Source organism: Streptomyces melanogenes, assembly GCF_014649795.1.
In the GTDB taxonomy this organism is placed as follows: Bacteria; Actinomycetota; Actinomycetes; order Streptomycetales; family Streptomycetaceae; genus Streptomyces; species Streptomyces noboritoensis.
Genome location: NZ_BMTS01000011.1, coordinates 237,075 through 263,504, shown reverse-complemented (window position 1 = coordinate 263,504; position 26,430 = coordinate 237,075). Strand labels below are relative to the sequence as shown.

General features: G+C 71.1%; 22 protein-coding genes. 14 read left to right on the top strand and 8 right to left on the bottom strand.

The features are described from left to right. The first annotated feature begins 115 nt into the window (after positions 1–115). Entirely contained in the window at positions 116–1,060 is a 945-nt protein-coding gene (locus IE252_RS43410; protein ID WP_373298606.1) for a GNAT family N-acetyltransferase, read from the top strand. A 60-nt stretch (positions 1,061–1,120) separates the two neighbouring features. Then, positions 1,121–3,136 (top strand): IucA/IucC family protein, encoded by a 2,016-nt coding sequence (locus IE252_RS24495; protein WP_373298596.1) that lies wholly within the window; start codon positions 1,121–1,123, stop codon positions 3,134–3,136. 46 nt (positions 3,137–3,182) lie between these two features. Here the strand turns inward: IE252_RS24495 and IE252_RS24490 are convergent, their stop codons facing one another. Then, positions 3,183–4,412: an IS110 family RNA-guided transposase gene (locus IE252_RS24490; protein ID WP_190091628.1), complete on the bottom strand. Its 1,230-nt coding sequence runs from the start codon at positions 4,410–4,412 to the stop codon at positions 3,183–3,185. Between the two features lie 502 nt (positions 4,413–4,914). On the opposite strand from IE252_RS24490, the gene IE252_RS24485 reads away from it, so the two are divergent. Beyond that, complete coding sequence (locus tag IE252_RS24485) at positions 4,915–6,885, top strand: ATP-dependent DNA helicase (RefSeq protein ID WP_190091627.1); 1,971 nt, start codon at positions 4,915–4,917, stop codon at positions 6,883–6,885. A 96-nt stretch (positions 6,886–6,981) separates the two neighbouring features. Here the strand turns inward: IE252_RS24485 and lexA are convergent, their stop codons facing one another. Further along, entirely contained in the window at positions 6,982–7,776 is a 795-nt protein-coding gene (lexA, locus tag IE252_RS24480) for a transcriptional repressor LexA (RefSeq protein WP_067165097.1), read from the bottom strand. A gap of 634 nt (positions 7,777–8,410) precedes the next feature. Here lexA and nrdR point away from each other — a divergent pair. Together nrdR and IE252_RS24470 are read left to right on the top strand one after the other, a co-directional pair. Next, a complete protein-coding gene (gene nrdR, locus IE252_RS24475; RefSeq protein ID WP_101390516.1) occupies positions 8,411–8,932 on the top strand; it encodes a transcriptional regulator NrdR in 522 nt (173 codons plus the stop codon). Positions 8,933–9,073: 141 nt separating this feature from the next. Next, a complete protein-coding gene (locus tag IE252_RS24470) occupies positions 9,074–11,968 on the top strand; it encodes a vitamin B12-dependent ribonucleotide reductase (RefSeq protein WP_190091626.1) in 2,895 nt (964 codons plus the stop codon). A gap of 138 nt (positions 11,969–12,106) precedes the next feature. Here the strand turns inward: IE252_RS24470 and IE252_RS24465 are convergent, their stop codons facing one another. Next, entirely contained in the window at positions 12,107–12,637 is a 531-nt protein-coding gene (locus IE252_RS24465; protein WP_190091625.1) for a TerD family protein, read from the bottom strand. A gap of 124 nt (positions 12,638–12,761) precedes the next feature. Here IE252_RS24465 and IE252_RS24460 point away from each other — a divergent pair, with 124 nt between their 5' ends. The 3 genes from IE252_RS24460 (at position 12,762) to IE252_RS24450 (ending at position 15,014) form a co-directional block, all read left to right on the top strand. Next, entirely contained in the window at positions 12,762–13,367 is a 606-nt protein-coding gene (locus IE252_RS24460) for a YdbC family protein (RefSeq protein ID WP_190091624.1), read from the top strand. A gap of 63 nt (positions 13,368–13,430) precedes the next feature. Beyond that, on the top strand, positions 13,431–14,090 hold the full coding sequence (locus tag IE252_RS24455) for a histidine phosphatase family protein (protein ID WP_190091623.1): 660 nt from the start codon (positions 13,431–13,433) through the stop codon (positions 14,088–14,090). A gap of 12 nt (positions 14,091–14,102) precedes the next feature. Continuing rightward, positions 14,103–15,014 (top strand): ADP-ribosylglycohydrolase family protein, encoded by a 912-nt coding sequence (locus tag IE252_RS24450; RefSeq protein ID WP_190091622.1) that lies wholly within the window; start codon positions 14,103–14,105, stop codon positions 15,012–15,014. A gap of 68 nt (positions 15,015–15,082) precedes the next feature. Here IE252_RS24450 and IE252_RS24445 read toward each other — a convergent pair whose 3' ends face one another. Further along, positions 15,083–16,639 carry an MFS transporter gene (locus IE252_RS24445; RefSeq protein ID WP_190091621.1) on the bottom strand — a complete coding sequence of 519 codons (1,557 nt, stop codon included), beginning with the start codon at positions 16,637–16,639 and terminating at the stop codon, positions 15,083–15,085. Between the two features lie 225 nt (positions 16,640–16,864). On the opposite strand from IE252_RS24445, the gene IE252_RS24440 reads away from it, so the two are divergent. The 3 genes from IE252_RS24440 to IE252_RS24430 all read left to right on the top strand — a co-directional run bounded on the left by IE252_RS24440 (position 16,865) and on the right by IE252_RS24430 (position 18,992). Then, on the top strand, positions 16,865–17,491 hold the full coding sequence (locus tag IE252_RS24440) for a TetR/AcrR family transcriptional regulator (protein WP_190091620.1): 627 nt from the start codon (positions 16,865–16,867) through the stop codon (positions 17,489–17,491). A gap of 73 nt (positions 17,492–17,564) precedes the next feature. Continuing rightward, entirely contained in the window at positions 17,565–18,275 is a 711-nt protein-coding gene (gene rnhB, locus IE252_RS24435; protein ID WP_190091619.1) for a ribonuclease HII, read from the top strand. Between the two features lie 105 nt (positions 18,276–18,380). Then, positions 18,381–18,992, top strand: a complete 612-nt coding sequence (locus IE252_RS24430; protein WP_190091618.1) for a hypothetical protein — start codon at positions 18,381–18,383, stop codon at positions 18,990–18,992. Positions 18,993–19,163: 171 nt separating this feature from the next. Here IE252_RS24430 and IE252_RS24425 read toward each other — a convergent pair whose 3' ends face one another. The 3 genes from IE252_RS24425 to IE252_RS24415 form a co-directional block, all read right to left on the bottom strand. After that, on the bottom strand, positions 19,164–19,790 hold the full coding sequence (locus IE252_RS24425; RefSeq protein WP_190091617.1) for a hypothetical protein: 627 nt from the start codon (positions 19,788–19,790) through the stop codon (positions 19,164–19,166). Positions 19,791–20,013: 223 nt separating this feature from the next. Continuing rightward, on the bottom strand, positions 20,014–22,182 hold the full coding sequence (locus tag IE252_RS24420; RefSeq protein ID WP_190091616.1) for a RecQ family ATP-dependent DNA helicase: 2,169 nt from the start codon (positions 22,180–22,182) through the stop codon (positions 20,014–20,016). A gap of 59 nt (positions 22,183–22,241) precedes the next feature. Continuing rightward, positions 22,242–22,835, bottom strand: coding sequence for a TetR/AcrR family transcriptional regulator (locus IE252_RS24415; RefSeq protein ID WP_190091615.1), 594 nt, complete (start codon positions 22,833–22,835; stop codon positions 22,242–22,244). A 171-nt stretch (positions 22,836–23,006) separates the two neighbouring features. Here IE252_RS24415 and IE252_RS24410 point away from each other — a divergent pair, with 171 nt between their 5' ends. Next, positions 23,007–23,423: a pyridoxamine 5'-phosphate oxidase family protein gene (locus IE252_RS24410; protein ID WP_190091614.1), complete on the top strand. Its 417-nt coding sequence runs from the start codon at positions 23,007–23,009 to the stop codon at positions 23,421–23,423. A gap of 97 nt (positions 23,424–23,520) precedes the next feature. On the opposite strand, the gene IE252_RS24405 is transcribed toward IE252_RS24410, so the two are convergent. After that, positions 23,521–23,967, bottom strand: coding sequence for a nuclear transport factor 2 family protein (locus tag IE252_RS24405; protein WP_190091613.1), 447 nt, complete (start codon positions 23,965–23,967; stop codon positions 23,521–23,523). A gap of 143 nt (positions 23,968–24,110) precedes the next feature. Here IE252_RS24405 and IE252_RS24400 point away from each other — a divergent pair, with 143 nt between their 5' ends. Further along, positions 24,111–25,580: an FAD-dependent monooxygenase gene (locus tag IE252_RS24400; RefSeq protein ID WP_190091612.1), complete on the top strand. Its 1,470-nt coding sequence runs from the start codon at positions 24,111–24,113 to the stop codon at positions 25,578–25,580. Positions 25,581–25,635: 55 nt separating this feature from the next. Next, on the top strand, positions 25,636–26,325 hold the full coding sequence (locus tag IE252_RS24395) for an antibiotic biosynthesis monooxygenase family protein (protein ID WP_190091611.1): 690 nt from the start codon (positions 25,636–25,638) through the stop codon (positions 26,323–26,325). The last annotated feature ends 105 nt before the right edge of the window (positions 26,326–26,430 follow it).

The window sequence follows — 26,430 nt, the reverse complement described above, 5'->3', positions numbered from 1 at the left end:
CGACGCCGACGCCGGAGCCGGTCCCTCCCCCCGGCCCGGCGGCGCCGAGGACACGCTGGACATGCGGCTGCCCTACGAACTCGTCGCGCTGTTCGGGGAGTCGAGAGCGGACGGGATGGGAAGGACGGGCGCGGCTGAGGGGGGAGGCGGCGAGGACGGCGTCCCGGAGTCCGGCCTCCCGGAATCGAGCGTCCCGGACCCGGGTGTACCCGACTTCCGGACCCCCGACGTCGGAGCCCCGGGCCGCGCGACCCCCGGCCCCGACGCGGCAGACGCCGCGACGGCAGGTGCGGAAGCGGGCGCCCGCCCCCCGTCACCTCTCCAGTCCGAGGCCGAGGCCGAGGCCGAGCCCGAGCCCGAGCTAGAGCCCGACCGCTCCCATCCGGCCCCCCGCACCCCTCACACGTACAGCCCCGTCGGCGCCACCCACCTCACCCCACACACACCCTCCCGCATCACCCCCCACACCGCCCCCCACCCCCGCGGCGACGACCTGCTCGACTGCCCCGAGGCGTGGGGACCGGTCACCACGCCCGTCGGCGCCTTCCAGCTCGTCCCCGTCCGGGTCGAACGTGATCTCTCCCTTCTGAGTGCCTGGATGAACGATCCCGCCGTGGCCGCCTTCTGGGAGCTGGCCGGGCCCGAGTCGGTCACGGCGGCGCATCTGCGGCCCCAACTCGACGGCGACGGGCGGAGCGTGCCGTGCCTCGGGCTGCTCGACGGCACGCCGATGAGCTACTGGGAGATCTACCGGGCCGATCTCGACCCGCTGGCCCGGCACTATCCGGCGCGGCCACACGACACCGGTATCCACCTCCTCATCGGCGGTGTCGCCGATCGTGGGCGCGGGGTCGGGACCGCGCTGCTCCGAGCCGTCGCCGATCTCGTACTCGACAACCGGCCGCTCTGTCCCCGTGTGGTTGCTGAACCCGATCTGCGCAACACCCCCTCCGTCTCCGCCTTTCTGAGCGCCGGCTTCCGGTTCTCCGCGGAAGTTGACCTTCCCGACAAGCGGGCCGCCCTCATGGTTCGTGATCGCGCGCTCAGGAACCTGCTGTGAACCACCCGCTGCCCTACATACACCGCTCGAACCGCATCGGTTCCACCCCGAGGAGTCGCCTTGCCGAACCCGCTTGTCCCCGATGATTCCGAGGAAACGGAGGAGCCACTCACACCGCCCACGCCGCCCGGGCTGTCCACACCACCAGCGCCGCCCGCGCTGCTCGCGCCGCCCGAGCTGAACCGCGACGCCTGGGACCGCGCGGCCCGTCGGCTGCTCGCCAAGATGCTCGGGGCCTTTGCGTACGAAGGGATCATCGAGCCGGTCGCGCAGCGGGACGGCGGCACCGAGGACCTTCGAGCGGACGATCCCGGAGGAGCCCTCGAAGCCCTCGAAGCCCTCGAAGCCGGAGCCCCGGAGGCCCCCGAAGACGCCCCGGGCCCGGGCCGCGCCTCCCACCACACCCCCCACCGCATCCCCCGCCGCCCCTGCACCCCCTACACCCAGTCCCTGGACGACGGCTCCGCCCTCTCCTTCCGGGCTCGGCGCGGCGCGTACGACGACTGGCTCGTCGACGCCGAGTCCGTCAGCCACGGCGGGCAGCCCTTCACCGACCCGCTCGCCTTCCTCGTGCGCGCCCGCCGCACGCTCCGGCTCGACGGCGCCACCTTCGGCCACCTCGTCGGCGAGCTCACGGCCACGCTCGCCGCCGACACCCGCCTCGACCACACCGCGCTGCCCGCCGCGCGCCTCGCGGAGCTCGGATACGCGGAGCTGGAGGGCCACCAGACCGGGCACCCCTGGCTCGTCCTGAACAAGGGGCGGGTCGGGTTCTCGGCCGTCGACACCGCCCGGTGGGCCCCCGAGGCCCGCACGCCCGCCCGGCTGCCCTGGATCGCCGTCCGCACCGACCTCGCCCGCTACCGGGGCGTCGGCGCGCTCGCCACGCCCGACCGGCTCTACACCCGGGAGCTCGACCCGGCGGTCCGCGAGGGCTTCGCCGCCGCGCTACGCGCGCGTGGACTCGCCCCGGACGACTACCTCTATCTGCCCGTGCACCCCTGGCAGTGGGACGAAGTGGTGCTGCCGCTCTTCGCCCCGGCCGTCGCCGAAGGCGCGATCGTCCCGCTGCCGGGCGACGCCGACCTCCGGCTGCCGCAGCAGTCCATCCGGACCTTCCTCAACACCTCGCGCCCCGACCGGCACACCGTGAAGCTGCCGCTGTCCATCCTGAACACGCTCGTCTGGCGAGGGCTGCCCACCGAGCGCACGCTCGCTGCCCCGGCCGTCACGGCCTGGGTGCACGCCGTGCGCGACGCCGATCCGTTCCTGCGCGACGAATGCGAGGTGATCCTGCTCGGAGAGGTGGCCTCCGTGGCGGTCGAGCACCCGCTGTACGACCACCTCGCCGAGGTTCCGTACCAGTACAAAGAGCTGCTCGGGGCGATCTGGCGCGAGCCGCTGCAGACCCGCCTCCGGGCGGGCGAACGCGCGCGTACCCTCGCCGCGCTGCTGCACACCGACCCGCAGGGACGTGCCTTCACCGCCGAACTCGTCGCCCGCTCGGGCCTCGCCCCGCAGGTCTGGCTGCGCCGGCTGTTCGCCGCGCTGCTGCCGCCGCTGCTGCGGTTCCTCTACCGCTACGGGACGGTCTTCTCGCCGCACGGGGAGAACGCCATCGTCGTCTTCGACGACCACGACGTGCCCGTACGCCTGGCGATCAAGGACTTCGTCGACGACGTCAACATCAGCGCGGAGCCGCTGCCCGAGCACGACTCGATGCCCGAGGACGTACGGGACGTCCTGCTGACCGAGCCGCCCTCCTTCCTCACCCAGTTCATCCACTCCGGTCTCTTCGTCGGCGTGTTCCGCTATCTCGCGCCAATGTGCGAGGAGCAACTGGACGTTCCGGAGTGCGACTTCTGGGCGCTGGTGCGCGACGAGATCCTGCGCCACCAGGCGCGCTTCCCCGAGCTCAAGAAGCGCTACGAGACGTTCGACCTGCTCACGCCCCGTATCGAGCGGCTCTGTCTCAACCGGAACCGCCTGCACCTGGACGGCTACCGGGACCGCCCCGAGCGCCCGCACGCGGCCGTCGCGGGCACCGTCCCGAACCCGCTCGCACCGCCGACGTGATCCGATTGTCAGTGGTGCCCCGTAGACACCTCGGGGAGGTAACTCGTCAAGCGGCTGCGGAAAAATGGGTGGGGAACGCGGTCTGTTCCTCGAACGGTTTGTTGTGCTGCAGGCAGTGGTAGAGCTGTCCGATCATGCGGTTGAAGAGGTTTCTCTGGGCGGCTGCGTGCCAGTCCCCGTGCTCGTCGCGGCGCTTGGGGTAGTGCGCTTTGGCGCCGGGTGAGGCGGTGAGTGCGGAGAACGCCCAGAGGTATCCGACGTGGTTGAGCCGGTCGTTCTTCACCCACCGTCTGGTGATGGACGACTTCTTGCCGGAGGCCCGGGTGATGGGCGAGGAGCCGGCGTAGGCCTTCAGCCCGCGGGCGTCGGCGAACCGGGTGCGGTCGTCTCCGATCTCGGCGAGCACCCGGGCGCCGAGCTGGACGCCGAGACCGGGGAAGCTAAGGATCACTTCGGCGTCCGGGTGCTGAGGGAAAGCCTCTTCCACCGCCTCGGCCAAGTCGTCGGCTGCCTGGGATGCGGCTTCTAGCTGGATGAGAAGGGCGAACATCTGCTTGCCCAGGGCGTCCTCGACCAGGGGTGGCTGGTGGGCCCAATCGGCGCGGAGGACCTCGCGGAGCCGCTCGGCCTCGGCGTCGATGCCGCGCTTGCGGCCGGCTCGCTTGAGCGCGGCTTGAAGCTGGGAGCGGGTCAGCCTCGCAGCTTGGGACGGCGTCGGGGCGAGGCGAAGGAGCTCGAAGGCCTCGGGGCGGCACAGACCGTTCTTCCAGGTCTCGGCGGCCGCGAGGGCGGCCGGGTAGTACTCGCGCAGCAGCGAGCGCAGCTGGTTGGCCGTCTGCTGCCGGTTCCAGGTGGCGTCCTGCTGGGCGCGGGCCAGCACAGCGATGGCGCGGCCGAGGTCGGAGTCGCCTGGCAGGGGCCGGTGGGCGTGCATGTCGGTGCGCAGGATGTTCGCCAGGACCAGGGCGTCGCCCGGGTCGGACTTCTTGCGCGAGACGGAGTGCCGGTCGCGGTAGCGGGCGGCCGCCATCGGGTTGATCGCGAACACCTGCCGCTTACCCGTCCGCAGAACGGCGACGAGCAGGCCGCGGGAGGTCTCGATCGCCACCGGGATCGGGTCCTCCTCGCTGTCGCCGTGCTCGACGAGCAGGTCCAGCAGGATCTTGTAACCGGCCGCGTCGTCGGTGATGTGCCGCTTGGCCAGTAATCGGCCGGTGTCGTCAACCAAGGCGACGTCGTGCGTCCTTTCCGCCCAGTCGATGCCGCAGTAGATCAAGGTCTTTCCTTCCCCATGTGCAGGTTCGTGCTGGTCACGAGCTCATGCGGGACCACGCGGCGCCCTAATCCCAGGCCTCGACCACGATGGGCCGGACCGACACCTCGGTAGCCGTTCGTGGCACCAGCTCATCCCCACGGGCCCCGGTCTATGCAGGAGCTCAAACGGGCTCGGGCGTATCAAGGAGTCACCGTGGAGCGGGCTCGCACCACCAACACCAACGAGTGACCATGGTGCGGGTGTTGACAGAGGTGGTGGCGGTCGCGAGGACGCCGGACGGTGCACGGTCTACCAAGAGGCTTCACGCGCCTGGCACGGTAAAGACATCCGCCCGGCGCCCACGTGGCCTCCACCACAAGCAGCAGGACCGCGCACGCGATCTACGGGGAGACATCGGATGCCCGGGTTAACGCAGGCGTCACGGCCCCACTGCTCGAACAGCCCGTAACGAACTCTGATCTCGTCCGGCACTGTCTTACCCACGGATTAGGGTTAACGGGCTATGACGAAGCCATCTCTCCCCGAGCTCCTGCACGCCGCCGTCGCCGCCGTCGGCGGTCTGGAGCGCCCCGGCCAGGTCACCATGGCCACGGCCGTCGCCGACGCCATCGACGGCAATTCCCACCTGCTCGTCCAGGCCGGCACCGGCACCGGAAAGTCCCTGGGCTATCTGGTGCCGGCGCTGGCGCACGGCGAGCGCGTCGTGGTGGCCACGGCGACCCTGGCGCTCCAGCGGCAGCTCGTGGAGCGCGATCTTCCGCGTACGGTCGACGCGCTGCACCCGCAGCTGCGCCGCCGCCCGGAGTTCGCCATGCTCAAGGGCCGGTCGAACTACCTCTGTCTGCACCGCCTCCACGAGGGCGTGCCGCAGGAAGAGGAGGACGGTCTCTTCGACCAGTTCGAGGCGGCCGCGCCCACCAGCAAGCTGGGGCAGGACCTGCTGCGGATGCGGGACTGGGCCGACGAGACGGAGACCGGCGACCGGGACGACCTGACGCCCGGCGTCTCGGACCGCGCCTGGGGCCAGGTGTCCGTCTCCTCCCGGGAGTGCTTGGGCGCCTCGAAGTGCGCGTACGGGGCGGAGTGCTTCGCGGAGATGGCCCGCGAGCGCGCCAAGCTCTCGGACGTGGTGGTCACCAACCACGCCCTGCTCGCCATCGACGCCATCGAGGGCGCCCCGGTGCTCCCGCAGCACGAAGTGCTGATCGTCGACGAGGCGCACGAGCTGGTCTCCCGGGTCACCGGCGTCGCCACCGGCGAGCTCACCCCGGGGCAGGTCAACCGGGCCGTGCGACGGGCCGCCAAGCTCGTCAACGAGAAGGCCGCCGACCAGCTCCAGACCGCCGCCGAGGGCTTCGAGCGGCTGATGGAGTTGGCGCTGCCCGGCCGTCTGGAGGAGATCCCCGAGGATCTCGGATACGCCCTGATGGCGCTGCGCGACGCTGCTCGTACGGTGATCTCGGCGCTCGGCTCCACCCGCGACAAGTCCGTCCAGGACGAGGACGCGGTGCGCAAGCAGGCCCTCGCTGCGGTCGAGAGCGTCCACGGCGTGGCCGAGCGGATCTCCAACGGATCCGAGTACGACGTCGTCTGGTACGAGCGGCACGACCGCTTCGGCGCCTCCCTGCGGGTCGCCCCGCTCTCCGTGTCGGGGCTGCTGCGGGAGAAGCTCTTCGCCGACCGGTCGGTGGTGCTCACCTCGGCGACGCTCAAGCTCGGCGGTGACTTCAACGGGGTGGGCGCGTCGCTGGGCCTCGCGCCGGAAGGCACCGAGGGCGAGGACGTCCCGCAGTGGAAGGGCATCGACGTCGGCTCGCCCTTCGACTACCCGAAGCAGGGGATCCTCTACGTCGCCCGGCATCTGGCCACGCCGGGCCGTGAGGGCTCGCGCGGCGACATGATGGACGAGCTGGCGGAGCTGGTCGAGGCGGCCGGTGGCCGGACGCTGGGCCTGTTCTCTTCGATGCGGGCCGCCCAGGCCGCCGCCGAGGAGCTGCGCGGCCGCCTGGACAAGCCGATCCTGCTCCAGGGCGAGGACACCCTGGGCGAGCTGATCAAGACGTTCGCGGGCGACCCCGAGACCTGTCTGTTCGGCACGCTCTCCCTCTGGCAGGGTGTGGACGTGCCGGGCGCGAGCTGCCAGCTGGTGGTCATGGACAGGATCCCGTTCCCTCGGCCCGACGACCCGCTGATGAGCGCCCGCCAGAAGGCGGTGGAGGAGAACGGCGGCAACGGCTTCATGGCGGTGGCCGCCACCCATGCCGCGCTGCTGATGGCCCAGGGCGCGGGCCGACTGGTCCGGGCGACGGGGGACAAGGGTGTCGTCGCCGTCCTCGATCCCAGGCTGGCCAACGCGCGCTACGGCAGCTATCTGCGGGCCTCGCTGCCGGACTTCTGGTACACCACGGACCGCAATCAGGTGCGCCGCTCGCTCGCCGCGATCGACGCGGTCGCCAAGGCCGACGGGAAGTAGCACCCGGCGCCTTGGCTGCCGGGAGCGGGTCCCGGACACAACAGGGCCCCGGGACCGGCGCAGTGGGTCCCGGGGCCGGTCCGGCCGGCGGGTCGGTCAGACCCGCCGCAGCACCGCCACCACCTTGCCGAGGATGGTCGCCTCGTCGCCGGGGATGGGCTGGTACGCGGCGTTGTGCGGGAGGAGCCAGATGTGGTTGTCCTCGCGCTTGAACCGCTTCACCGTGGCTTCGCCGTCCAGCATCGCGGCGACGATGTCGCCGTTCTCCGCGACCGGCTGGCGGCGCACCGTGACCCAGTCGCCGTCGCAGATCGCGGCCTCGATCATCGAGTCGCCGACGACCTTGAGGACGAAGAGCTCGCCGTCGCCGACCAGCTGGCGGGGGAGGGGGAAGACGTCCTCGACCGACTCCTCGGCGAGGATGGGGCCACCGGCGGCGATCCGGCCGACCAGCGGCACATAGGAGGCCGCGGGCTTGCCGGTGGTGTCCGTCGGCTGGGTGCTGGGCTGGTCCGAGCCGCGCACCTCGTACGCCCGAGGGCGGTGGGGGTCGCGGCGGAGGAAGCCCTTGCGCTCCAGGGCCATGAGCTGGTGGGCGACGGACGACGTGCTGGAGAGACCCACCGCCTGACCGATCTCCCGCATCGACGGCGGGTACCCCCGGCGCTGCACCGAGTCCCGGATGACCTCGATGACCCGCCGCTGCCGGTCGGTGAGACCGGAGCTGTCCGCCCTGATGCCCGGAGGTCGGCCGGGCAGCGAGCGTGTGGCCCGCGCGGGGTCGCCGCCCTCCTGGTTCGTGACTGCGTCATTCATGGCATGCACCGGCTCAAGTCGGGTCTGGGAGCGGTCCTGGGCAGTGATGGTGGCACTGTCTGCGGTGGTGGTCACGTCGGCCCCTCTCGAAATGGTCTCCCTAGCTGGACAACGGTAGTTGCTTTCGAAAGGTTGCGCCAAACACACGTTCGAGTGAAAAATCGCAGAAAGCGTGACGTGATGGTGGAGCCGGGTGTATGCGGGCACCCTTGCCGGGGCCGGTCGGCAGGCAATTCGGTCGATTACGGTACCCTTCACCGCTGAGGCCGGAGCCTGCGGGCGCCGCCCGGGAGCGTCGCCGACAGCCGCCGGACCGTGCGTGCGTACGACCGCGGCGCGATGGCCGGTACCGGCCTCCCAGTCTGCCATCCGGTCGCCCGGAAACAGGGTCGGGCGCGCCCGCCGGGCGGTTCCCGATCCGGTGTTCCGGCGGCGGCCGGCCCGCGCTTCGTCGCCCTCCGGGCCTGCGTGGACACGGGCCGGAATCACGCCTTCCCGCGCTGTTCCCTGCGCGACCGCGCCGCGACACGCGGTAGTGGGCAGTTGGCGGCAAAACCCCAGATCTAGTGGTTGGATTGGCACCGCCACCCAGAAGTTGTGGTTGTGGTCCTTGGGGCCGCGGTCATCGCCTATGCTTGTGGCTGCTTCGCGGGGCCTGTTCAGCCCCACCGAGGTCATTCAGTCGTGCTGCGAAGGAGGGTTGGGATCCATGCACTGCCCCTTCTGCAGGCACCCCGACAGCCGTGTCGTCGACAGTCGGACCACCGACGACGGCACGTCGATCCGCAGGCGCCGCCAGTGCCCCGACTGCTCCCGTCGTTTCACGACGGTGGAGACGGCCTCGCTGATGGTGATCAAGCGGTCGGGCGTCACTGAACCCTTCTCGCGCACCAAGGTCATCTCTGGCGTCCGCAAGGCGTGCCAGGGGCGGCCGGTCACCGAGGACGCCCTCGCCAAGCTCGGCCAGCGGGTCGAGGAGGCGGTGCGCGCCACCGGCAGCGCCGAGCTGACCACCCATGACGTGGGTCTGGCCATACTCGGCCCCCTGCAGGAGCTCGACCTCGTCGCGTACCTGCGCTTCGCGTCCGTGTACCGGGCGTTCGACACCCTTGAAGACTTCGAGGCCGCCATCGCGGAACTGCGCGAACAACGGCCTCCCGCGGACGACGCGGACGCGCGCGTGGCCGGAGTGACCCCCGAGGTCCCCGTGCCCGCCACCGCTGCCGACTGACCGGCGGACCCCGGTCGCCGATCGGCGGCAATCCAGGACCTGTCACGGGCGCCCGCGAGGCGCCCGGGGCACAAGACACACACCGTGCCACGGGAACATTCGGGCACTTTTGGGCGTTTTCGCCCGCGTATGGGAGGCGGCATGACAGAGACGGCGAGCGGCCCGGCACGAGGATCCCGCACCAAGGGTTCCAAGGCGACCAAGGGTCTGCGCATCGAGCGCATCCACACCACCCCCGGAGTGCATCCGTACGACGAGGTGGCCTGGGAGCGTCGTGACGTCGTCATGACCAACTGGCGCGACGGCTCGATCAACTTCGAGCAGCGTGGCGTCGAGTTCCCCGACTTCTGGTCGGTGAACGCGGTCAACATCGTCACCAGCAAGTACTTCCGCGGGGCCGTCGGCACCCCGCAGCGCGAGACCGGCCTCAAGCAGCTCATCGACCGGATCGTGAAGACGTACCGCAAGGCCGGCGAGGACCACGGCTACTTCGCCTCGCCCGCGGACGCCGAGATCTTCGAGCACGAGCTGGCGTACGCCCTCCTGCACCAGATCTTCAGCTTCAACAGCCCGGTGTGGTTCAACGTCGGCACGCCCCAGCCGCAGCAGGTCTCGGCTTGCTTCATCCTGTCCGTCGACGACTCCATGGAGTCGATCCTCGACTGGTACAAGGAAGAGGGCATGATCTTCAAGGGCGGCTCCGGCGCCGGCCTGAACCTCTCCCGCATCCGCTCCTCCAAGGAGCTGCTGTCCTCCGGCGGCAACGCCTCCGGCCCGGTCTCCTTCATGCGCGGTGCCGACGCCTCCGCCGGCACCATCAAGTCGGGCGGCGCCACCCGCCGCGCGGCCAAGATGGTCATCCTCGACGTCGACCACCCCGACATCGAGAACTTCATCGAGACCAAGGTGAAGGAGGAGGAGAAGATCCGCGCGCTGCGCGACGCGGGCTTCGACATGGACCTGGGCGGCGACGACATCACGTCCGTCCAGTACCAGAACGCCAACAACTCGGTCCGTGTGAACGACGAGTTCATGAAGGCCGTCGAGACCGGTGGCAAGTTCGGGCTGCGTGCCCGGATGACCGGTGACGTCATCGAAGAGGTCGACGCCAAGTCCCTCTTCCGCAAGATGGCCGAGGCGGCGTGGGCCTGCGCCGACCCGGGCATCCAGTACGACGACACGATCAACCACTGGCACACCTGCCCGGAGTCCGGCCGGATCAACGGCTCGAACCCGTGCAGCGAGTACATGCACCTGGACAACACGTCCTGCAACCTCGCCTCGCTGAACCTCATGAAGTTCCTCAAGGACGACGGCGAGGGCCACCAGTCCTTCGAGGTCGAGCGGTTCGCCAAGGTCGTCGAGCTGGTCATCACCGCGATGGACATCTCCATCTGCTTCGCGGACTTCCCGACCCAGAAGATCGGCGAGAACACCCGCGCCTACCGCCAGCTGGGCATCGGCTACGCCAACCTCGGCGCCCTGCTGATGGCCACCGGCCACGCGTACGACTCGGACGGCGGCCGCGCGCTCGCCGGTGCCATCACCTCGCTGATGACCGGCACCTCGTACAAGCGCTCCGCCGAGCTGGCCGCGGTCGTCGGCGCCTACGACGGCTACGCCCGCAACGCCGAGCCGCACCAGCGCGTCATGAAGCAGCACGCCGACGCCAACGCCAAGGCCGTCCACATCGACGACCTGGACTCGCCGATCTGGGCCGCCGCCACGGAGGCCTGGCAGGACGTGGTCCGACTGGGCGAGAAGAACGGTTTCCGCAACGCTCAGGCGTCGGTCATCGCCCCCACCGGCACCATCGGTCTCGCGATGTCCTGCGACACCACCGGTCTTGAGCCCGACCTCGCGCTGGTCAAGTTCAAGAAGCTGGTCGGCGGCGGCTCGATGCAGATCGTCAACGGCACGGTCCCGCAGGCGCTGCGCCGCCTCGGCTACCAGCCGGAGCAGATCGAGGCGATCGTCGCCCACATCGCCGACCACGGCAACGTGATCGACGCCCCGGGCCTGAAGACCGAGCACTACGAGGTCTTCGACTGCGCCATGGGCGAGCGCTCCATCTCCGCGATGGGCCACGTCCGCATGATGGCCGCCATCCAGCCGTGGATCTCCGGCGCGCTCTCCAAGACGGTCAACCTGCCGGAGACGGCGACCGTCGAGGACGTCGAAGAGGTCTACTTCGAGGCGTGGAAGATGGGCGTCAAGGCGCTCGCGATCTACCGCGACAACTGCAAGGTCGGCCAGCCCCTCTCCGCGAAGACCAAGGAGAAGGAGAAGGCGGAGGTCACGGAGAAGGCCGAGGCCGAGATCCGCAAGGCCGTCGAGAAGGTCGTCGAGTACCGCCCGGTCCGCAAGCGTCTGCCCAAGGGCCGTCCGGGCATCACCACCTCCTTCACGGTCGGTGGCGCCGAGGGCTACATGACCGCCAACTCCTACCCCGACGACGGTCTGGGCGAGGTCTTCCTGAAGATGTCCAAGCAGGGCTCGACCCTCGCGGGCATGATGGACGCCTTCTCGATCGCCGTCTCGGTCGGCCTCCAGTACGGCGTGCCGCTGGAGACGTACGTCTCGAAGTTCACCAATATGCGCTTCGAGCCGGCCGGTATGACGGACGACCCGGACGTGCGGATGGCGCAGTCGATCGTCGACTACATCTTCCGCCGCCTGGCGCTGGACTTCCTGCCGTTCGAGACCCGCTCGGCGCTCGGCATCCACTCCGCCGAGGAGCGTCAGCGCCACCTGGAGACCGGTTCGTACGAGCCGAACCTGGACGACGAGGAGATGGACGTCGAGGGCCTGGCCCAGTCCGCTCCGCGCCAGACCGAGACGCTGAAGGCCGTCGCCGCGCCCAAGCCGGCGGTCGTCGAGCCCCCGAAGGCCGTGCACAACTCGGCCGAGCTCGTCGAGATGCAGCTCGGCGTCAGCGCCGACGCGCCGCTCTGCTTCTCCTGCGGCACCAAGATGCAGCGGGCCGGCTCCTGCTACATCTGCGAGGGCTGCGGCTCGACCAGCGGCTGCAGCTGATCACGGGCGCTCGCGGCCCGAGCGCTCCTGAGGGCTGAAAGGCCCTGCCCCGTGGGGACCGGTGAACTGCCGGTCCCCACGCGGGCGTTCGGGGGGTGTACACCGCCGTGCTTCAGCTACGTACTCCGTACGTAGGAGTCAGACGGTCCGTGCGCCCATCGCGGCGGTGAAGGCGTCCGGGTCCAGGTCGAAGCCGCGTACGCCCTGGTGGAGCTCCCAGGCGCCGCCCGAGGTACGGACGAACTCCGCGACCGTCGCCGCCGTGCTCTGCGCGACCGAGGAGAAGTCGTCGCTCGCCAGCTCCCGGTAGCCCTCGCGGATGCGGACCTCGGGGTTGGCCACGTCCGCGAAGACGAGCCGGTCCGGGCGCTGCTGGATGACCACGCCGACCACGATCCGGGCGTGCGCGTCGGGCTGGCGGGCGAACTCCAGCGTCAGCACCTCGTCGTCCCCGAAGCCCTTTCCGGTGGTGCTGTCGCGGCTCAGATAGACCGTGCCGTCGGGCGAGCGGCTGTCGAAGTGCACCAGATAGGCGGGGCTGCCGTACGGATCGGACGCGGTGTAGACCGCGGCGATCACATCGAGGTCGTGGGCCGCGGAGCCGACCGGGCTCGGGTCCCACCGCAGTGCCACCTCGACCTTGTCGAGCCCCTTGCTGAAGCCGCTCATCCCCAAACCCCTCCCCGTGACTGCCCGTTGTCAGCCGCTCACCGACCATGCTGCCACGCGCGCGGGGCCAACCGGTCCGCCGGAGTGGGACCGGCGCCACGGGCGCTGGCCGTACGATGGCGCGGTGCTGGTCAAGTGGATTCGCTGCACTGTGGTCGACCGTCCCGGCTTCGACCGGGGGCAGCGGAAGTGGGCGGGACTGCTGGGGGAGCCGGGATTCAGGGGCCAGGGCGGCGGGTGGAGCCGAGGGCGGCCCGATGTCGCGCACGTCTTCACGTTCTGGGAGAGCCGGCCCTTCTACGACTCCTTCATGGCGCGCCACCACGACCGCCTCGCCGCCACGCAGTCCGGCACGTTCCGGGACGCGCGCGCCAAGCTGTTCGACCACCGCTTCGACGTGAAGACCGGCTTCGAGCCGCGCTTCACCGACGCCGATGTGGTGCGGGTGGCGCACTGCCGGGTGCACGCCGACCGCGTCGAGCACTTCCGCAGCGCGCAGGAGCGGATCTGGAACCCGGCGATGGCCGGATCGCCCGGAATGCTGCGCGGGGTGTTCGGGGAGGCCCCGGGCAACGAGTTCCTGGTGCTCTCCATGTGGCGGTCGGCCGCCGAGCACGGCAAGTACCGGGCCGACCGGGTGGAGCGGCTCGCGCTGCGCGCGGGGACGGAGGCCGACGTCGCGGGCCTGTCCGGGGCCGTCGTCGACCTGAATCCCAGCTGGACGGTGTGAGCGATACGCCGGATGGCGCCGGACGGCTGCTCGAATGTCAGACCGGCGATCTAGGGTTTACGCATGGCAAGACCGCGTCGCATCGTCCTCGTCCGGCACGGCGAGTCGGAGGGGAACGCCGACGACACCGTGTACGAGCGCGAGCCCGACCACGCGCTGCGGCTCACCGCGACCGGGCGGCGGCAGGCCGGGGAGACGGGGGAGCGGCTGCGCGAGATATTCGGGCGCGAGCGCGTCAGCGTCTACGTCTCGCCGTACCGGCGCACCCACGAGACGTTCCAGGCGTTCGGGCTCGATCCGGAGCTCGTGCGGATCAGGGAGGAGCCCAGGCTCCGCGAGCAGGACTGGGGGAACTGGCAGGACCGCGAGGACGTGAGGCTCCAGAAGGCCTACCGGGACGCGTACGGACACTTCTTCTACCGCTTCGCGCAGGGCGAGTCGGGGGCGGACGTGTACGACCGGGTGGGGTCGTTCCTGGAGAGCCTGCACCGCAGCTTCGAGGCGCCCGACCACCCGCCGAACGTCCTGCTCGTCACCCACGGCCTGACGATGCGGCTGTTCTGCATGCGCTGGTTCCACTGGACGGTGGCGGACTTCGAGTCGCTCTCCAATCCGGGGAACGCGGAGACCAGGACGCTGCTCCTCGGCCCCGACGGGCGGTACACACTGGACCGGCAGTTCGAGCGGTGGCGCGTCCCCGAGCCGTACGGCATCACCGGATAGAGTGGGTGTGCGATGACCGCTGACTCCACACTCGAATCACGCTTCGAACGCGCGCTGGGCAGCCTGCGCGGGCTGTCCGTGGGAGACGCCCTGGGCTCCCAGTTCTTCGTCCCCGCCCACTATCCGCTGCTCAAACGGCGCCAGCTGCCCGACGGCCCGTGGCAGTGGACCGACGACACCGAGATGGCCTGCTCGGTCCTTGCCGTCCTGGCCGCGCACGGCCGGATCGACCAGGACCGGCTCGCCCGCTCCTTCGCCGAGCACCACGACTTCGACCGGGGGTACGGCCCGGCCGTCAACCGGATGCTGCGGCTGATCCGGGAGGGCGGGGACTGGCGGGAGCTGGCCGCCGGGCTCTTCAACGGACAGGGCTCCTGGGGCAACGGCTCCGCGATGCGGATCGCGCCGCTGGGCGCCTGGTACGCGGACGACCCGGAGCAGGCCACCCACCAGGCCGAGATCTCCTCGTACACCACCCACCAGCACCGCGAGGCCGTGGTGGGCTCGATGGCGGTGGCGGCCGCCGCCGCGCTGGCCGCCGATCCGGCGGGCCCGCCGACCCCGGCGGAGCTGCTCGACGGCGTCGTGGCGCTGGTGCCGCGCAGCGCGGTCGGCGCGGGGCTGCGCCGAGCGCGGGACATGCTGGACTACGGGGACGCGGGCACGGTGGCCGCGGTGCTCGGGTGCGGGCGGCGGACCAGCGCGCACGACACGGTGCCGTTCGCGCTGTGGTCGGCCGCGCGCTCGCTCGGCGACTACGAGAAGGCGTTCTGGACGACCGCGCAGGCGGGCGGCGACGTCGACACCACCTGCGCGATCGTCGGCGGGGTGATCGCGGCCGGCAAGGCCGGGGCGCCCCCGGCCGAGTGGCTGGCGCGGACCGAGGAGCTGCCGGGCTGGGTCCCGGCGGCGGCTTCGGGCTGAGGCGGATCCGAGGCCCTTGGGGCCTTTACGGGCGCTCCGGAACCCCGGGGCGCCCGTACCGCCATGGGTCAGCCCGGCACGCCCGCCTTCCCGCTCAGCGCCTCCAGATCGCTCTTGCGGACCTGGATGACGAAGACGGCGACCAGCGCGGCCAGCGATACCAGGGCCACGGCGGCGATGAAGGCCGTGCCGATGCCGTGGGCGAGGACCTCGTCGCTCCAGGGCGCGGGCAGTTGGTGGGTCTTGGCGAAGGCCGCCTTCTGCTCGGGTGAGCCGTGTGCGAGGAAGTCCTTGAGCTGGGTCTTGCCCTCGTTGCGGCTCGCGGTGCCGAAGACCGTGGTCAGGATGGACAGGCCGAGCGCGCCACCGACCTGCTGGGTGGTGTTGAGCAGGCCGGACGCGGCGCCGGACTCGCTGTCGGCGATGCCGGAGACCGCGGTGAGGGTGAGCGTGACGAAGTTCAGGCCCATGCCGAAGCCGAAGAGCAGCAGCGGGCCGATGATCCCGCCGGTGTAGGTGCTGTCCGGATCGATGAAGGTCAGCCAGGCCATGGCGCCCGCGGTGATCAGCGAACCGGTGACCACGAGGGGCTTGGGGCCGATGCGGGGCAGCAGGTTCGTGGCCAGGCCCGCCGCCAGGACGATCGCCAGGGTCGAGGGGAAGAAGGCGACGCCTGCCTTGACCGGGCTGTAGTGCAGCACGTTCTGCACGAAGAGCACGATGAAGAAGAACATGCCGAACATGGCCGCGGCGAGGCTCAGCATGATCACGTACGTACCGGAGCGGTTGCGGTCGGCGAACATCCGCAGTGGGGTGATCGGCTGGGCGGAGCGGCGCTCCACCGCGACGAAGGCGAGCAGCAGGACCACGGCCGCGCCGAAGGACGCCAGGGTGAGGCCGTCGCGCCAGCCGTCGCTCGCGGCCCGGATGAACCCGTAGACCAGGGCCGCCATGCCGCCGGTCGAGGTGAACGCGCCGGCCAGGTCGAAGGTGCCGGAGTGGCGCTGGGACTCCCGGATGTAGCGCGGCGCGAGCGCGGCGATGGCCACGCCGATGGGGACGTTGACGAAGAGCACCCAGCGCCAGTTGAGCCAGTCGGTGAGCATGCCGCCCGCGATCAGGCCGATGGCGCCGCCACCCGCCGAGACCGCCGAGAAGACGCCGAACGCCCGGTTGCGCTCGGGGCCTTCGGGGAACGTGGTCGCGATCAGGGCGAGCGAGGTGGGCGAGGCGATCGCGCCGCCGATGCCCTGGAGGGCGCGGGCGGCGAGCAGCTGCCAGGGTTCCTGGGCGAAGCCGCCGAGGAGCGAGGCGAGGGTGAAGACCAGGATGCCGGTGATGAACATCCGGCGCCGGCCGAGCAGGTCGCCGGCCCGGCCGCCGAGCAGGAGCAGCCCGCCGAAGGTCAGCGCGTAGGCGTTGATGACCCAGGTCAGGTCGCTGGTGGAGAAGCCGAGGGAGGTCTGGATGTGGGGGAGCGCGATGTTCACGATCGTCGCGTCCAGGACCACCATCAGCTGGCACATCGCGATGACCGTGAGGGCGATGCCGGGGCGGTCGGGGCGCGGGGGGTGCGGTTCGGGTGCGGGGGTGCCGGGCTTCGCGTCTATCTGATCTGACGTCATAAAGGGTCCCTTGAGACGTACGTCGTACTAGGAAACGCCACCGTTCACTATTGACGACCCTAGCGAGCCGGAAAGAGTGAACACAAGCGTTCACTAAGGGGAGTTGGGGCAGGTTGTCGGTGGGATGACGGGCCCGTGCGGGGGTGTTCGCGGACGCTGTTCCTGGTCAAACGGCTGGAGGGCGACCACCATGGGGGGCGACCCGTCCCCAACGGAGAGAAGACGATGGCTACTTCGCGCTGGACTGCTGCCGACGAGGCCCCGCAGGTCTCGCCGCGCCGCCGGGGGCCCGTCCTGGAGCGGGCGATCCTCGACGCGGCCCTGGAGCAGTTGAGCACGGTCGGCTGGAACGCCCTCACCATGGAGGGCGTGGCCGCCGGGGCGCAGACCGGGAAGGCCGCGGTGTACCGTCGCTGGTCCTCCAAGGAGGAGCTGGTGGCCGACGCGCTGCGGGCCGGGTTCCCCCATCTGGACCGGGCCGACGACCACGGCTCGCTGCGCGAGGACCTCTACCAGCTCTGCCTGCGGCTGCGGGAGGCGATGTACTCGCGGTCCGGTTTCGCGCTGCGCTCGGTGCTTTACGAGTGCGACGCCGCCAGCGCCGAACGGTTCCACGGCATGGTGCTGCGGCGCCTGGTCGAGCCCGCCCAGCGGCTCTTCCGGGAGGCCGTGCGGCGCGGAATCGAGCGGGGCGAGGTGCGGGCCGACGCCACGGCCGAGGTGATCTTCGATGTCATTCCCGGGCTGATGATGTTCCGCGCGAAGGTGCGCGGAAGCGAATGGCCCGACGAGGCGGTCGCGGAGATGATCGATCACGTGATGGTGCCGCTGCTGCGGGCCGGGACGGCCTGATCGGGGTGTGCGGGCCCGCACGGGGTGGCCGGGGTGTCCTCGGCGGCCCGGGCGGCGTAACCTTGCTGGCGCCATGCCGTACGAACCACCCACCCACACCGTCGAGCGCTCACTCCGCGCCACCACCGGATGCAAGATCATCGCCGGTGTCGACGAAGTCGGACGCGGGGCGTGGGCCGGTCCCGTCACGGTGTGCGCCGCCGTCACGGGGCTGCGCCGACCGCCCGAGGGCCTGACCGACTCCAAGCTGATCAGCCCCAAGCGCCGCCTCGAACTGGCCGGGGAGCTGGAGTCCTGGGTGACGTCGTACGCACTCGGGCACTCCTCGCCGCAGGAGATCGACGAGCTCGGAATGACCGCCGCGCTCCGTCTCGCCGCCGTCCGCGCGCTGGACGCGCTTCCGGTACGGCCGGAGGCGGTGATCCTCGACGGCAAGCACGACTACCTCGGCGAGCCGTGGCGGGTCCGTACCGTCATCAAGGGGGACCAGTCCTGCATCGCGGTCGCGGCCGCCTCGGTGATCGCCAAGGTGCGCCGGGACGCGATGATGGCCGAACTCGGGGGAGCGGCGGGGGAGTACGAGGCGTTCGGCTTCGCCGACAACGCCGGCTACCCCTCGCCCACGCACAAGACGGCCCTGGAGGAGTGGGGTCCGACCCCGTACCACCGGCTGTCCTGGGCGTACCTCGACGCGCTGCCGCGCTGGCGGCACTTGAAGAAGGTCCGGGTCTCGGCGGCGGCGGCCGCACTGGAAAGCGGGGGCCAGCTCGGCTTCGACTTCTGAAATCCCTGGACTTTCCCCGCCCTTTACGGGGAGACTCCGCCCCGATCGCACTTTTGTGCCCACCCGGTGGTGCCCCATTCACCGGCGTTTGATAGACCTTTACCCATGCCTCTCATCCCCGAGGAGCCTCAGATTCACGAGAGCGCCCAGGGTCCCCGCGTCACTCCGGCCGCCGGCCGCACCGCGCCGACCCCCCGTCCCGTTCCTGGTCCGCGTACCGCGGCGGCACCGCGTCCCGGAACTCCGGGTCCCGGTCCCGCCCGGCCCACGCCCCCCGCGCAGCGCACGCACACCGCCGCGCAGCCCCAGGCGCCCCGTCCGGCGGCTGCCGGGCCGCAGGTCCAGCTGATCCCGGCCCCGGCCGACGGCGCGCTCGACGCCGCGGGCGAGGCGGTGGACCTGCTGCTCGACACCGGTCGTGCGCCGGGCGACATCCTGGTCCTCACCACGGGTGAGCAGCATCCGTGGGCGGCTCACGAGCTGTCCTTCGGCGAGGAGTCGTACTGGGCGCAGCACGATGCGCGTGACGACGTCTTCTACGCGTCCGCGGCGTCCGCCGCGCGGGCGGCTGGTCGGGCTGTGGTGATCGTCGCCGTCAACGGCGGGGATGATGCGGCTCTGGCCGCGTTGCCGCTCGCCCGCGAGCGCGCCGGTGCGCTGCTGATCGTCTGTGGTGATCCGCAGCGGATCAATGCGGCGCTGAGCGCGGGGGTCTGAGCGCGCACCTTTTTGGCCCGGTGTTTGTCTGCGGGCCGGTGGTGGGTTGCTCGCGCCGTTCCCCGCGCCCCTACACCCGCTTTCGTCTGCGGGCCGTATGTGGCTGGTCGCGCAGTTCCCCGCGCCCCTTTGGGGGCGCGCACGGCGCAGCCCCCTGCCCGTATGCGCCCGCTAGCGCGCCGCCACCCTGCGTAGGGCCTCTGTTGAGCCGCTGCGTAGCGGCAGGGGGTCGGGGTCGGGGGCCGATAAGGGGGCGGGGCGGGTTGTGGAGCTGGGGTGGCGGCCGCCTCGGCCCTCGCCCAGGACCTGCCAGCCGGCGCGCGTCAGGGTGATGTACGCGCCGCAGCGCAGCCCGTGCAGGGTGCAGGCGTCCCGCAGGCCCCACATCCAGGCGCCGTCCTCCTCGGTCCAACGCTCGTCGCCGTCACGGCAGTAGAGCAGTACGGCGGTGCGCACCGGGGTGCGGCGGCGCAGGTCGTGCGGGATCACCCGGCGCAGGTGCGCGAGCAGCGCGTTGCGGAACTCCCAGCCGTCGGCGGCGACCGGGCGCCGGACGAACGAGGCGCTGGCGGCCAGCCGTTCCTCGTGGTCCAGGACGGCGACCACGGCCGTCGACGGGGTCGGGCGGTGCCTGCTGTGCAGCCCGCTGACCACCTCGCGGGGGTTGCGCAGCAGCGGGATCCCCGCCGAGGCCCACTCCGCGGGCTCCAGCATCCTGGCGAGTCGGTTGGCCGAGGCCGCCGACATGAGGGACGACGCGCCTGCCGAGGCTGCGGACGGTGCGAATCCGAAGGTCACGGTCCTCCCTTCCGGATACGCGCCCACAGTGCGGGCAGGGTCGGGTGAGGGCGCAGCACGGCGCGGCCCGGGATACCGGGTCCACCGCTGAGGCGCGGCTCCAATTCTCGCTGGCTCACGGGCACGCGGCAACGAGCAAATGGAGCCGCTGACTGGAATCGGAGGGTATGACGCTCATATCCCTGCCCAGTCGCGCCCCCGATCACGCCCTGGACTCCCGGGCTCACCCCTGCACGGCGAGGACCAGCGGAAACACCCCCTGCGCGCCCGCCCTGCGCAGCAGCCGGGCCGCCACCGCCAGCGTCCACCCCGTGTCCGAGCGGTCGTCGACGAGCAGCACCGGGCCGCCTGCCTCCCGCACCGCCCGCGCCAGTCCGTCCGGCACCGTGAAGGCGTGGTGCAGGGCGCGCACCCGCTGGGCGCTGTTGGAGGCCGGGACGCGGACCCCGGCGGCCTCCTCCCCGTACTCCACACACCCGAGGAGCGGCATGCGGCCGATCTCGGCGATCCGGGCGCCCAGCGACTCCACGAGCCGGGGTCTGGTGAGCGAGGCGACGGTGACCACGCCGGCGGGCCGGGGCGGGGCGTCGGGGCCGCCGCCCGCCCAGCCGCCGGGGCCCTTGGCCCAGTCGGCCAGGACGGTCACCACGGCGTCGACCACATCGTCCGGAACCGGTCCGTCGGGGCTCTGGGGAGCGAGCATCGGGCGCAGCCGGTTGCCCCAGCCGATGTCCGAGAGGCGGCCCAGGGCCCGGCCGGGGAAGGCCTGTTCACCAGCGGGAATACGACCCTTGAGGTCCACGCCGACCGCCGCGAGCCCGGTCGGCCACATCTTGCGGGGCTCGACCTCCACGCCCGGCCGGCCCAGCTCGCCCTTGGCCGCGTCCAGCGCCTTGCCGGAGACGTCGGCGGTGAAGCGGGCGCCCGCGCAGTTGTCGCAGCGGCCGCACGGGGCCGCCCGCTCGTCGTCGAGCTGGCGGCGCAGGAACTCCATCCGGCAGCCGTCCGTCGCCGCGTAGTCGCGCATCGCCTGCTGTTCGGCGGAGCGCTGGCGGGCCACCCACGCGTACCGCTCCGCGTCGTACACCCACGGTTGTCCGGTGGACGTCCAGCCGCCCTTGACGCGGTGGACCGCGCCGTCCACGTCGAGGACCTTGAGCATGGTCTCCAGGCGGGTGCGCCGCAGCTCGACCAGCGGCTCCAGGGCGGGCAGTGAGAGCGGGCGGCCCGCCTGGGCCAGCACGTCCAGGGTGCGGCGGACCTGCTCCTCGGGCGGGAAGGCGACCGAGGCGAAGTAGCGCCAGATCGCCTCGTCCTCCTGGCCGGGCAGCAGCAATACCTCCGCGTGCTCCACACCGCGGCCCGCGCGGCCCACCTGCTGGTAGTAGGCGATGGGGGAGGAGGGCGAGCCCAGGTGGACCACGAAGCCGAGGTCCGGCTTGTCGAAGCCCATGCCCAGGGCGGAGGTGGCGACCAGCGCCTTGACCCGGTTGGCCAGCAGGTCGTCCTCCGCCTGCTGGCGGTCCGCGTTCTCGGTGCGGCCCGTGTAGGAGGCGACGGTGTGCCCGCACTGGCGCAGATACGCGGTGATCTCCTCGGCGGCCGCCACTGTCAGCGTGTAGATGATCCCGGAGCCCGGCAGCTCGTCCAGGTGGTCGGCGAGCCAGGCCAGGCGGTGTGCCGCGTCCGGCAGCGACAGCACGTTCAGACTCAGGCTCTCGCGGTCCAGGGGGCCGCGCAGCACCAGCGCGTCGGTGTCCGCGCCGGTGCCCAGCTGCTCCGCCACGTCGGCCGTCACGCGCGCGTTGGCCGTCGCCGTCGTCGCGAGGACCGGGACGCCCGGGGGGAGCTCGGCCAGCATGGTGCGCAGTCTGCGGTAGTCGGGGCGGAAGTCGTGGCCCCAGTCGGAGATGCAGTGCGCCTCGTCCACCACGAGCAGGCCGGTGGCCGCCGAGAGCTTGGGCAGCACCTCGTCCCGGAAGTCCGGGTTGTTGAGCCGCTCCGGGCTGACCAGGAGCACGTCGACCTCGCCCGCGGCCACCTCGGCCTGGACGGTCTCCCACTCCTCGGTGTTCGACGAGTTGATCGTGCGGGCGCGGATGCCCGCGCGGGCGGCGGCCTCCACCTGGTTGCGCATCAGCGCGAGCAGCGGCGAGACGATCACCGTGGGGCCGCTGCCGCGCTCGCGCAGCAGCGAGGTCGCCACGAAGTACACCGCGGACTTGCCCCAGCCGGTGCGCTGGACGACCAGCGCCCGCCGCCCCTGGAGGAGGGCCTCGATGGCGCGCCACTGGTCCTCGCGCAGCCGGGCCGCTCCCGTGGGGTCGCCGACGAGGCGGGCCAGGACGGCGTCGGCCTCGGTGCGCGGATCCGTGGTGCTCGTGTGGTTCATGCCCCCATACAACAGGACGGGTCTGACATCCGGCCCGCCGCGCGTCCCCGGGGCGGGCACTACGGCGTGATGTGGTCCGAGCGCAGGCCGTCGAGCACGATGTCGATGTAGCGCCGCCAGTCGCCGCTGCGGCGGTGCACGATCGAGGTGAGGCCGCAGGTCAGGGCGAGGATGTCGGCGCCCGCGATGTCGCGCCGGATGGAACCGGACGCCTGGCCCTTGCCGACCAGGTCCACCAGCTCGGCCTCCAGGTCGGCCCGCATGGTGCTGGGCGGGCCCTCGGAGCCGAGCGTGCCGCCGACGACGCTGGCGAAGCCCCGGTCGCGCGCCTCCACCTCGCCGACCCGGGTGAGCAGCATCTGGAGCGCTTCGAGCGGCTCGGCCGACTCTCGGCACACCGTGCGGTAGTACGTGAGGATCTCGCCGAAGCGCTGCTGGGAGGCCGCCACGACCATGGCTTCCTTGGTGGGGAAGTGGCGGTAGAGCGTGCCCACGCCGACCTCGGCGTGCCGGGCCACCTCGTCCATGGAGACGTTGGCGCCGCGTTCCGCGAACAGCTCGCGCGCCGCGTTCAGGACCCGGGCCCGGTTGCGCTCCGCATCGGCCCGGAGCCGGCGGCCACCGCTCTCGGTGACCGGCGTTGACGTTGGCATACGGAACCTCCCTCCGTTTGACTCTACTATGCCCTGACGTCACCTACTGAACCAGCCCCGACTTCACGCCAGTTGGGGTATGCGGTTCGCAGTTGCCCAGCAGGTTCCAAAGGTGGGCCCCGGGTGTTGACAATGGCCTGGTAGCTGCAGTGAGACGGAAGGACGAACACGATGTCGTTGCCCCTGGGGCGTACGAGTGCGCCGGAGGTGTCGGCGTCGGTGGAGGCATTCCTGGCGGAGCCGCACATCGGCACGCTGACCACCATCCGGTCCGACGGGTCCCCGCACGTGGCGCCGGTGCGGTTCACCTGGGACGCGGAGGCGGGGCTCGCGCGGGTGATGACGGTGTCCTCGTCCCGCAAGGCCCGCAACCTGATCGCCACGGCCGGCGGCCGCGTCGCCATCTGCCAGGTGGCCGGCTTCAGTTGGGTCACCCTGGAGGGCACGGCGCAGGTCGTCGACGAGCCCGCGCGGGTCACCGAGGGCGCGCGCCGCTACGCCCGCCGCTACCGCTCCGGCCCGCCCAACCCGCCCGGCCGCGTGGTGGTCGAGATCCGGGTCGACCGCGTGATGAGCCTGAACGTATAGAAGGAGACGCGGGCACGGCGGGCAAGTGCTAAGCAGAGAGCGGCGGTACGGGGGGCTTCCTCCCCGTACCGCCGCTCTCTTGTCGGTCGTGGCGTGCTCAGCCCTTGCGGGGCGGGGTGCCGGTCACCCAGATCATGCGCAGCGACAGCAGGCTCAGGCGCCAGCCGTCCGGGGTGCGGCGGGCCTTGGCGCTCACCAGGCTTCCGTTCGCGAATATCGGGTCGCGGTCGGCGTCCTCCGGATGGTCGGAGGGGTGGTGCACATGGGTGGAGACGATGTTGGCGCGCAAAGAGGCCTGGTCGCCGTCGATTTCGACCACGGCGGGCGTGTTGGTGTGCTGGGTGCGGGCGAACGCCGCCAGCGCCGTGCTGTGGTACTCGGCGAGGCCCGCGATCCCCTCGTGCCGGCTCATCGGGAACTCGACCACGGCGTCCTCGGTGAACAGCCCCCGGGCCCAGGCGTCATCGAGCTTGTCGTCGTCCAGATTGATCAGGTAGCGGTCCAGGAGAGCCGCGACATCGGCGGTGGATTGGCTTGAGGTCATGGTTGAGGATGACTCCGGAGCAGGCCTCTGACCAAGAGTCCTTGTAGCAGAGTTGACGTACTTGTCAAAGGCCTGTACTAGCAGCTATTTACGCTCGCTTGCCCCCTCGGGATACTGGAGAAACGCCAGTCGGAAGAGGGTAGATGTCTAACTTTGACGCGGACGTAATTATCGCGGGAGCCGGCCCCACTGGACTCATGCTCGCGGGCGAACTGCGCCTGAACGGCGTGTCCGTGATTGTCGTCGACCGCCTTGCCGAGCCGATTCAGCAGTCGCGTGCTCTGGGATTCTCGGCGCGTACCATCGAGGAATTCGGCCAGCGCGGACTGCTGGAGCGATTCGGTGGTGTGGACGTCATTCCGGTCGGTCATTTCGGCGGAGTGTCCATCGATTACCGGTTGGTCGAGGGCGGTTCGTACGGCGCCCGGGGCATCCCCCAGTCGCGCACCGAGGGCGTGCTGGCCGGCTGGGCCGGGCAGCTGGGCGCCGAGGTGCGCCGCGGGGTCGAGGTCACGGGCCTTGAGGACGGCGCCGACGGGGTCACCGTGGAGGTCTCCACGCCCGAGGGCCCGGCCACGCTGCGCGGCCGCTACCTGGTGGGCGCGGACGGCGCCCGCAGTGTGGTGCGCAAGCTCGCGGGCATCGACTTCCCGGGCACCGACCCGGCCATCGAGCTCCGGTTCGCCGACATCAGCGGGGTGCCGCTGCGCCCGCGCTTCAGCGGCGAGCGGGTGCCCGGCGGCATGGTCATGGTGCTGCCGCTCGGCCCCGAGCGCTGCCGGATCGTCTACTTCGACCGGAGCGAGCCGCTCCGTAAGAGCCCGGACCCGATCACCTTCGACGAGGTGGCCGAGGCGTTCAAGCGCCTGTCCGGTGAGGACATCAGCGGCGCCACCGTGCACTGGGTCTCCACCACCACCGATGTGAGCCGCCAGGCCGCCGAGTACCGCAAGGGCCGGGTCTTCCTGGCCGGCGACGCCGCGCACATCCACCTGCCCATCGGCGCGCAGGGAATGAGCGCAGGCGTGCAGGACGCGGTGAACCTCGGCTGGAAGCTCGCCCTGGAGATCAAGGGCCAGGCCCCCGAGGGCCTGCTCGACACGTACCACTCCGAGCGCCACCCGGTCGGTGCCCGGGTCCTCACCAACACGCTCGCCCAGCGGATCCTCTACCTGGGCGGCGACGAGATCACCCCGCTGCTCGACGTCTTCACCGAGCTGACCGGGTTCGAGGACGTCCAGAAGACGCTGATCGGGATGGTCACCGGCCTGGACATCCGGCACGACGTGGGCGAGGGCGACCATCCGCTCCTCGGCCGGCGTCTGAAGGACGAGGAACTGGTGGTCGACGGCAAGAAGACCACCAACTTCGAGCTGCTGGCGGCCGGCAAGGCCGTCCTGTTCGACCTCACCGACGACTCCCACCTGCGCGAGCTCGCCGCGGGCTGGGCCGACCGTGTCACCACGGTCACCGCTAAGCAGCACGACTGCGACGACGGCCTGGACGCGTTCCTGGTGCGCCCCGACGGCTATGTCGCCTGGGTCTCCCCCTCCGCCTCGCGCACGGAGGGGCTCGCCGAATCCCTCAACCGATGGTTCGGCCGGCCCAACTGAGCTGGGCCTGACTCCCTTTCCACTTCCACCCGTACACCCGAAGGAAGCGAAGAACATGCCCAAGATTTCCGCCGATGACAAGAACCTGACCGTCCTCAACCTCTTCTCCACGGACGCCCCGGAGAAGCAGGAGGGCCTGCTCGGCGCGATGCGCGAGATCGTCGACTCGGCCGCCTACCCGGGCTGGATGTCCTCCACCGTCCACGCCGGCGTGGACAAGCCGGGCACGGCCAACTTCATCCAGTGGCGCAGCCGCGCGGACCTGGAGGACCGGTACGACGGCGAGGAGTTCAAGCACCGCACGCTGCCCCTCTTCGGCGAGCTGACCACCTCGATCCGCCTGCTGCAGAACGAGATCGGCTACTCGCAGTCGAAGTCGGGCGACGGCGTCGAGATCTCTCCGGAGCGCACCGACTTCACCGTGATCGCGGTCTTCGGTGTCGAGGAGAAGAACCAGGACGACCTGGTCGACGCGCTCGGCCCGTCGATGAAGTTCCTCAGCGACGTTCCCGGCTACGTCTCCCACACGATCCTCAAGGGCATCGCCGCCCGCGGTCTCGAGGGTTCCTTCGTGGTCTCCTACTCGCAGTGGGAGAGCCAGGAGGCGTTCGTCGCCTACCAGGCCGTGCCGCAGGGCGACAAGCCCGCCGCCCGCCTGGAGGCCGAGAAGCGCACCGGCTCGCTCCTGACGTCGGTGGACTCCAACACCTACCGCGTGGTCCACACCCGCGCGGCCGGCGAGTAACACCTGGCACCACAGCACCACGAAACGCCCGGCTCCTCTCCTGGAGCCGGGCGTTTCGGCATTCCGGGCGCGGGCGCACAGGGGAGACGCTCCGGTTCGCGACCT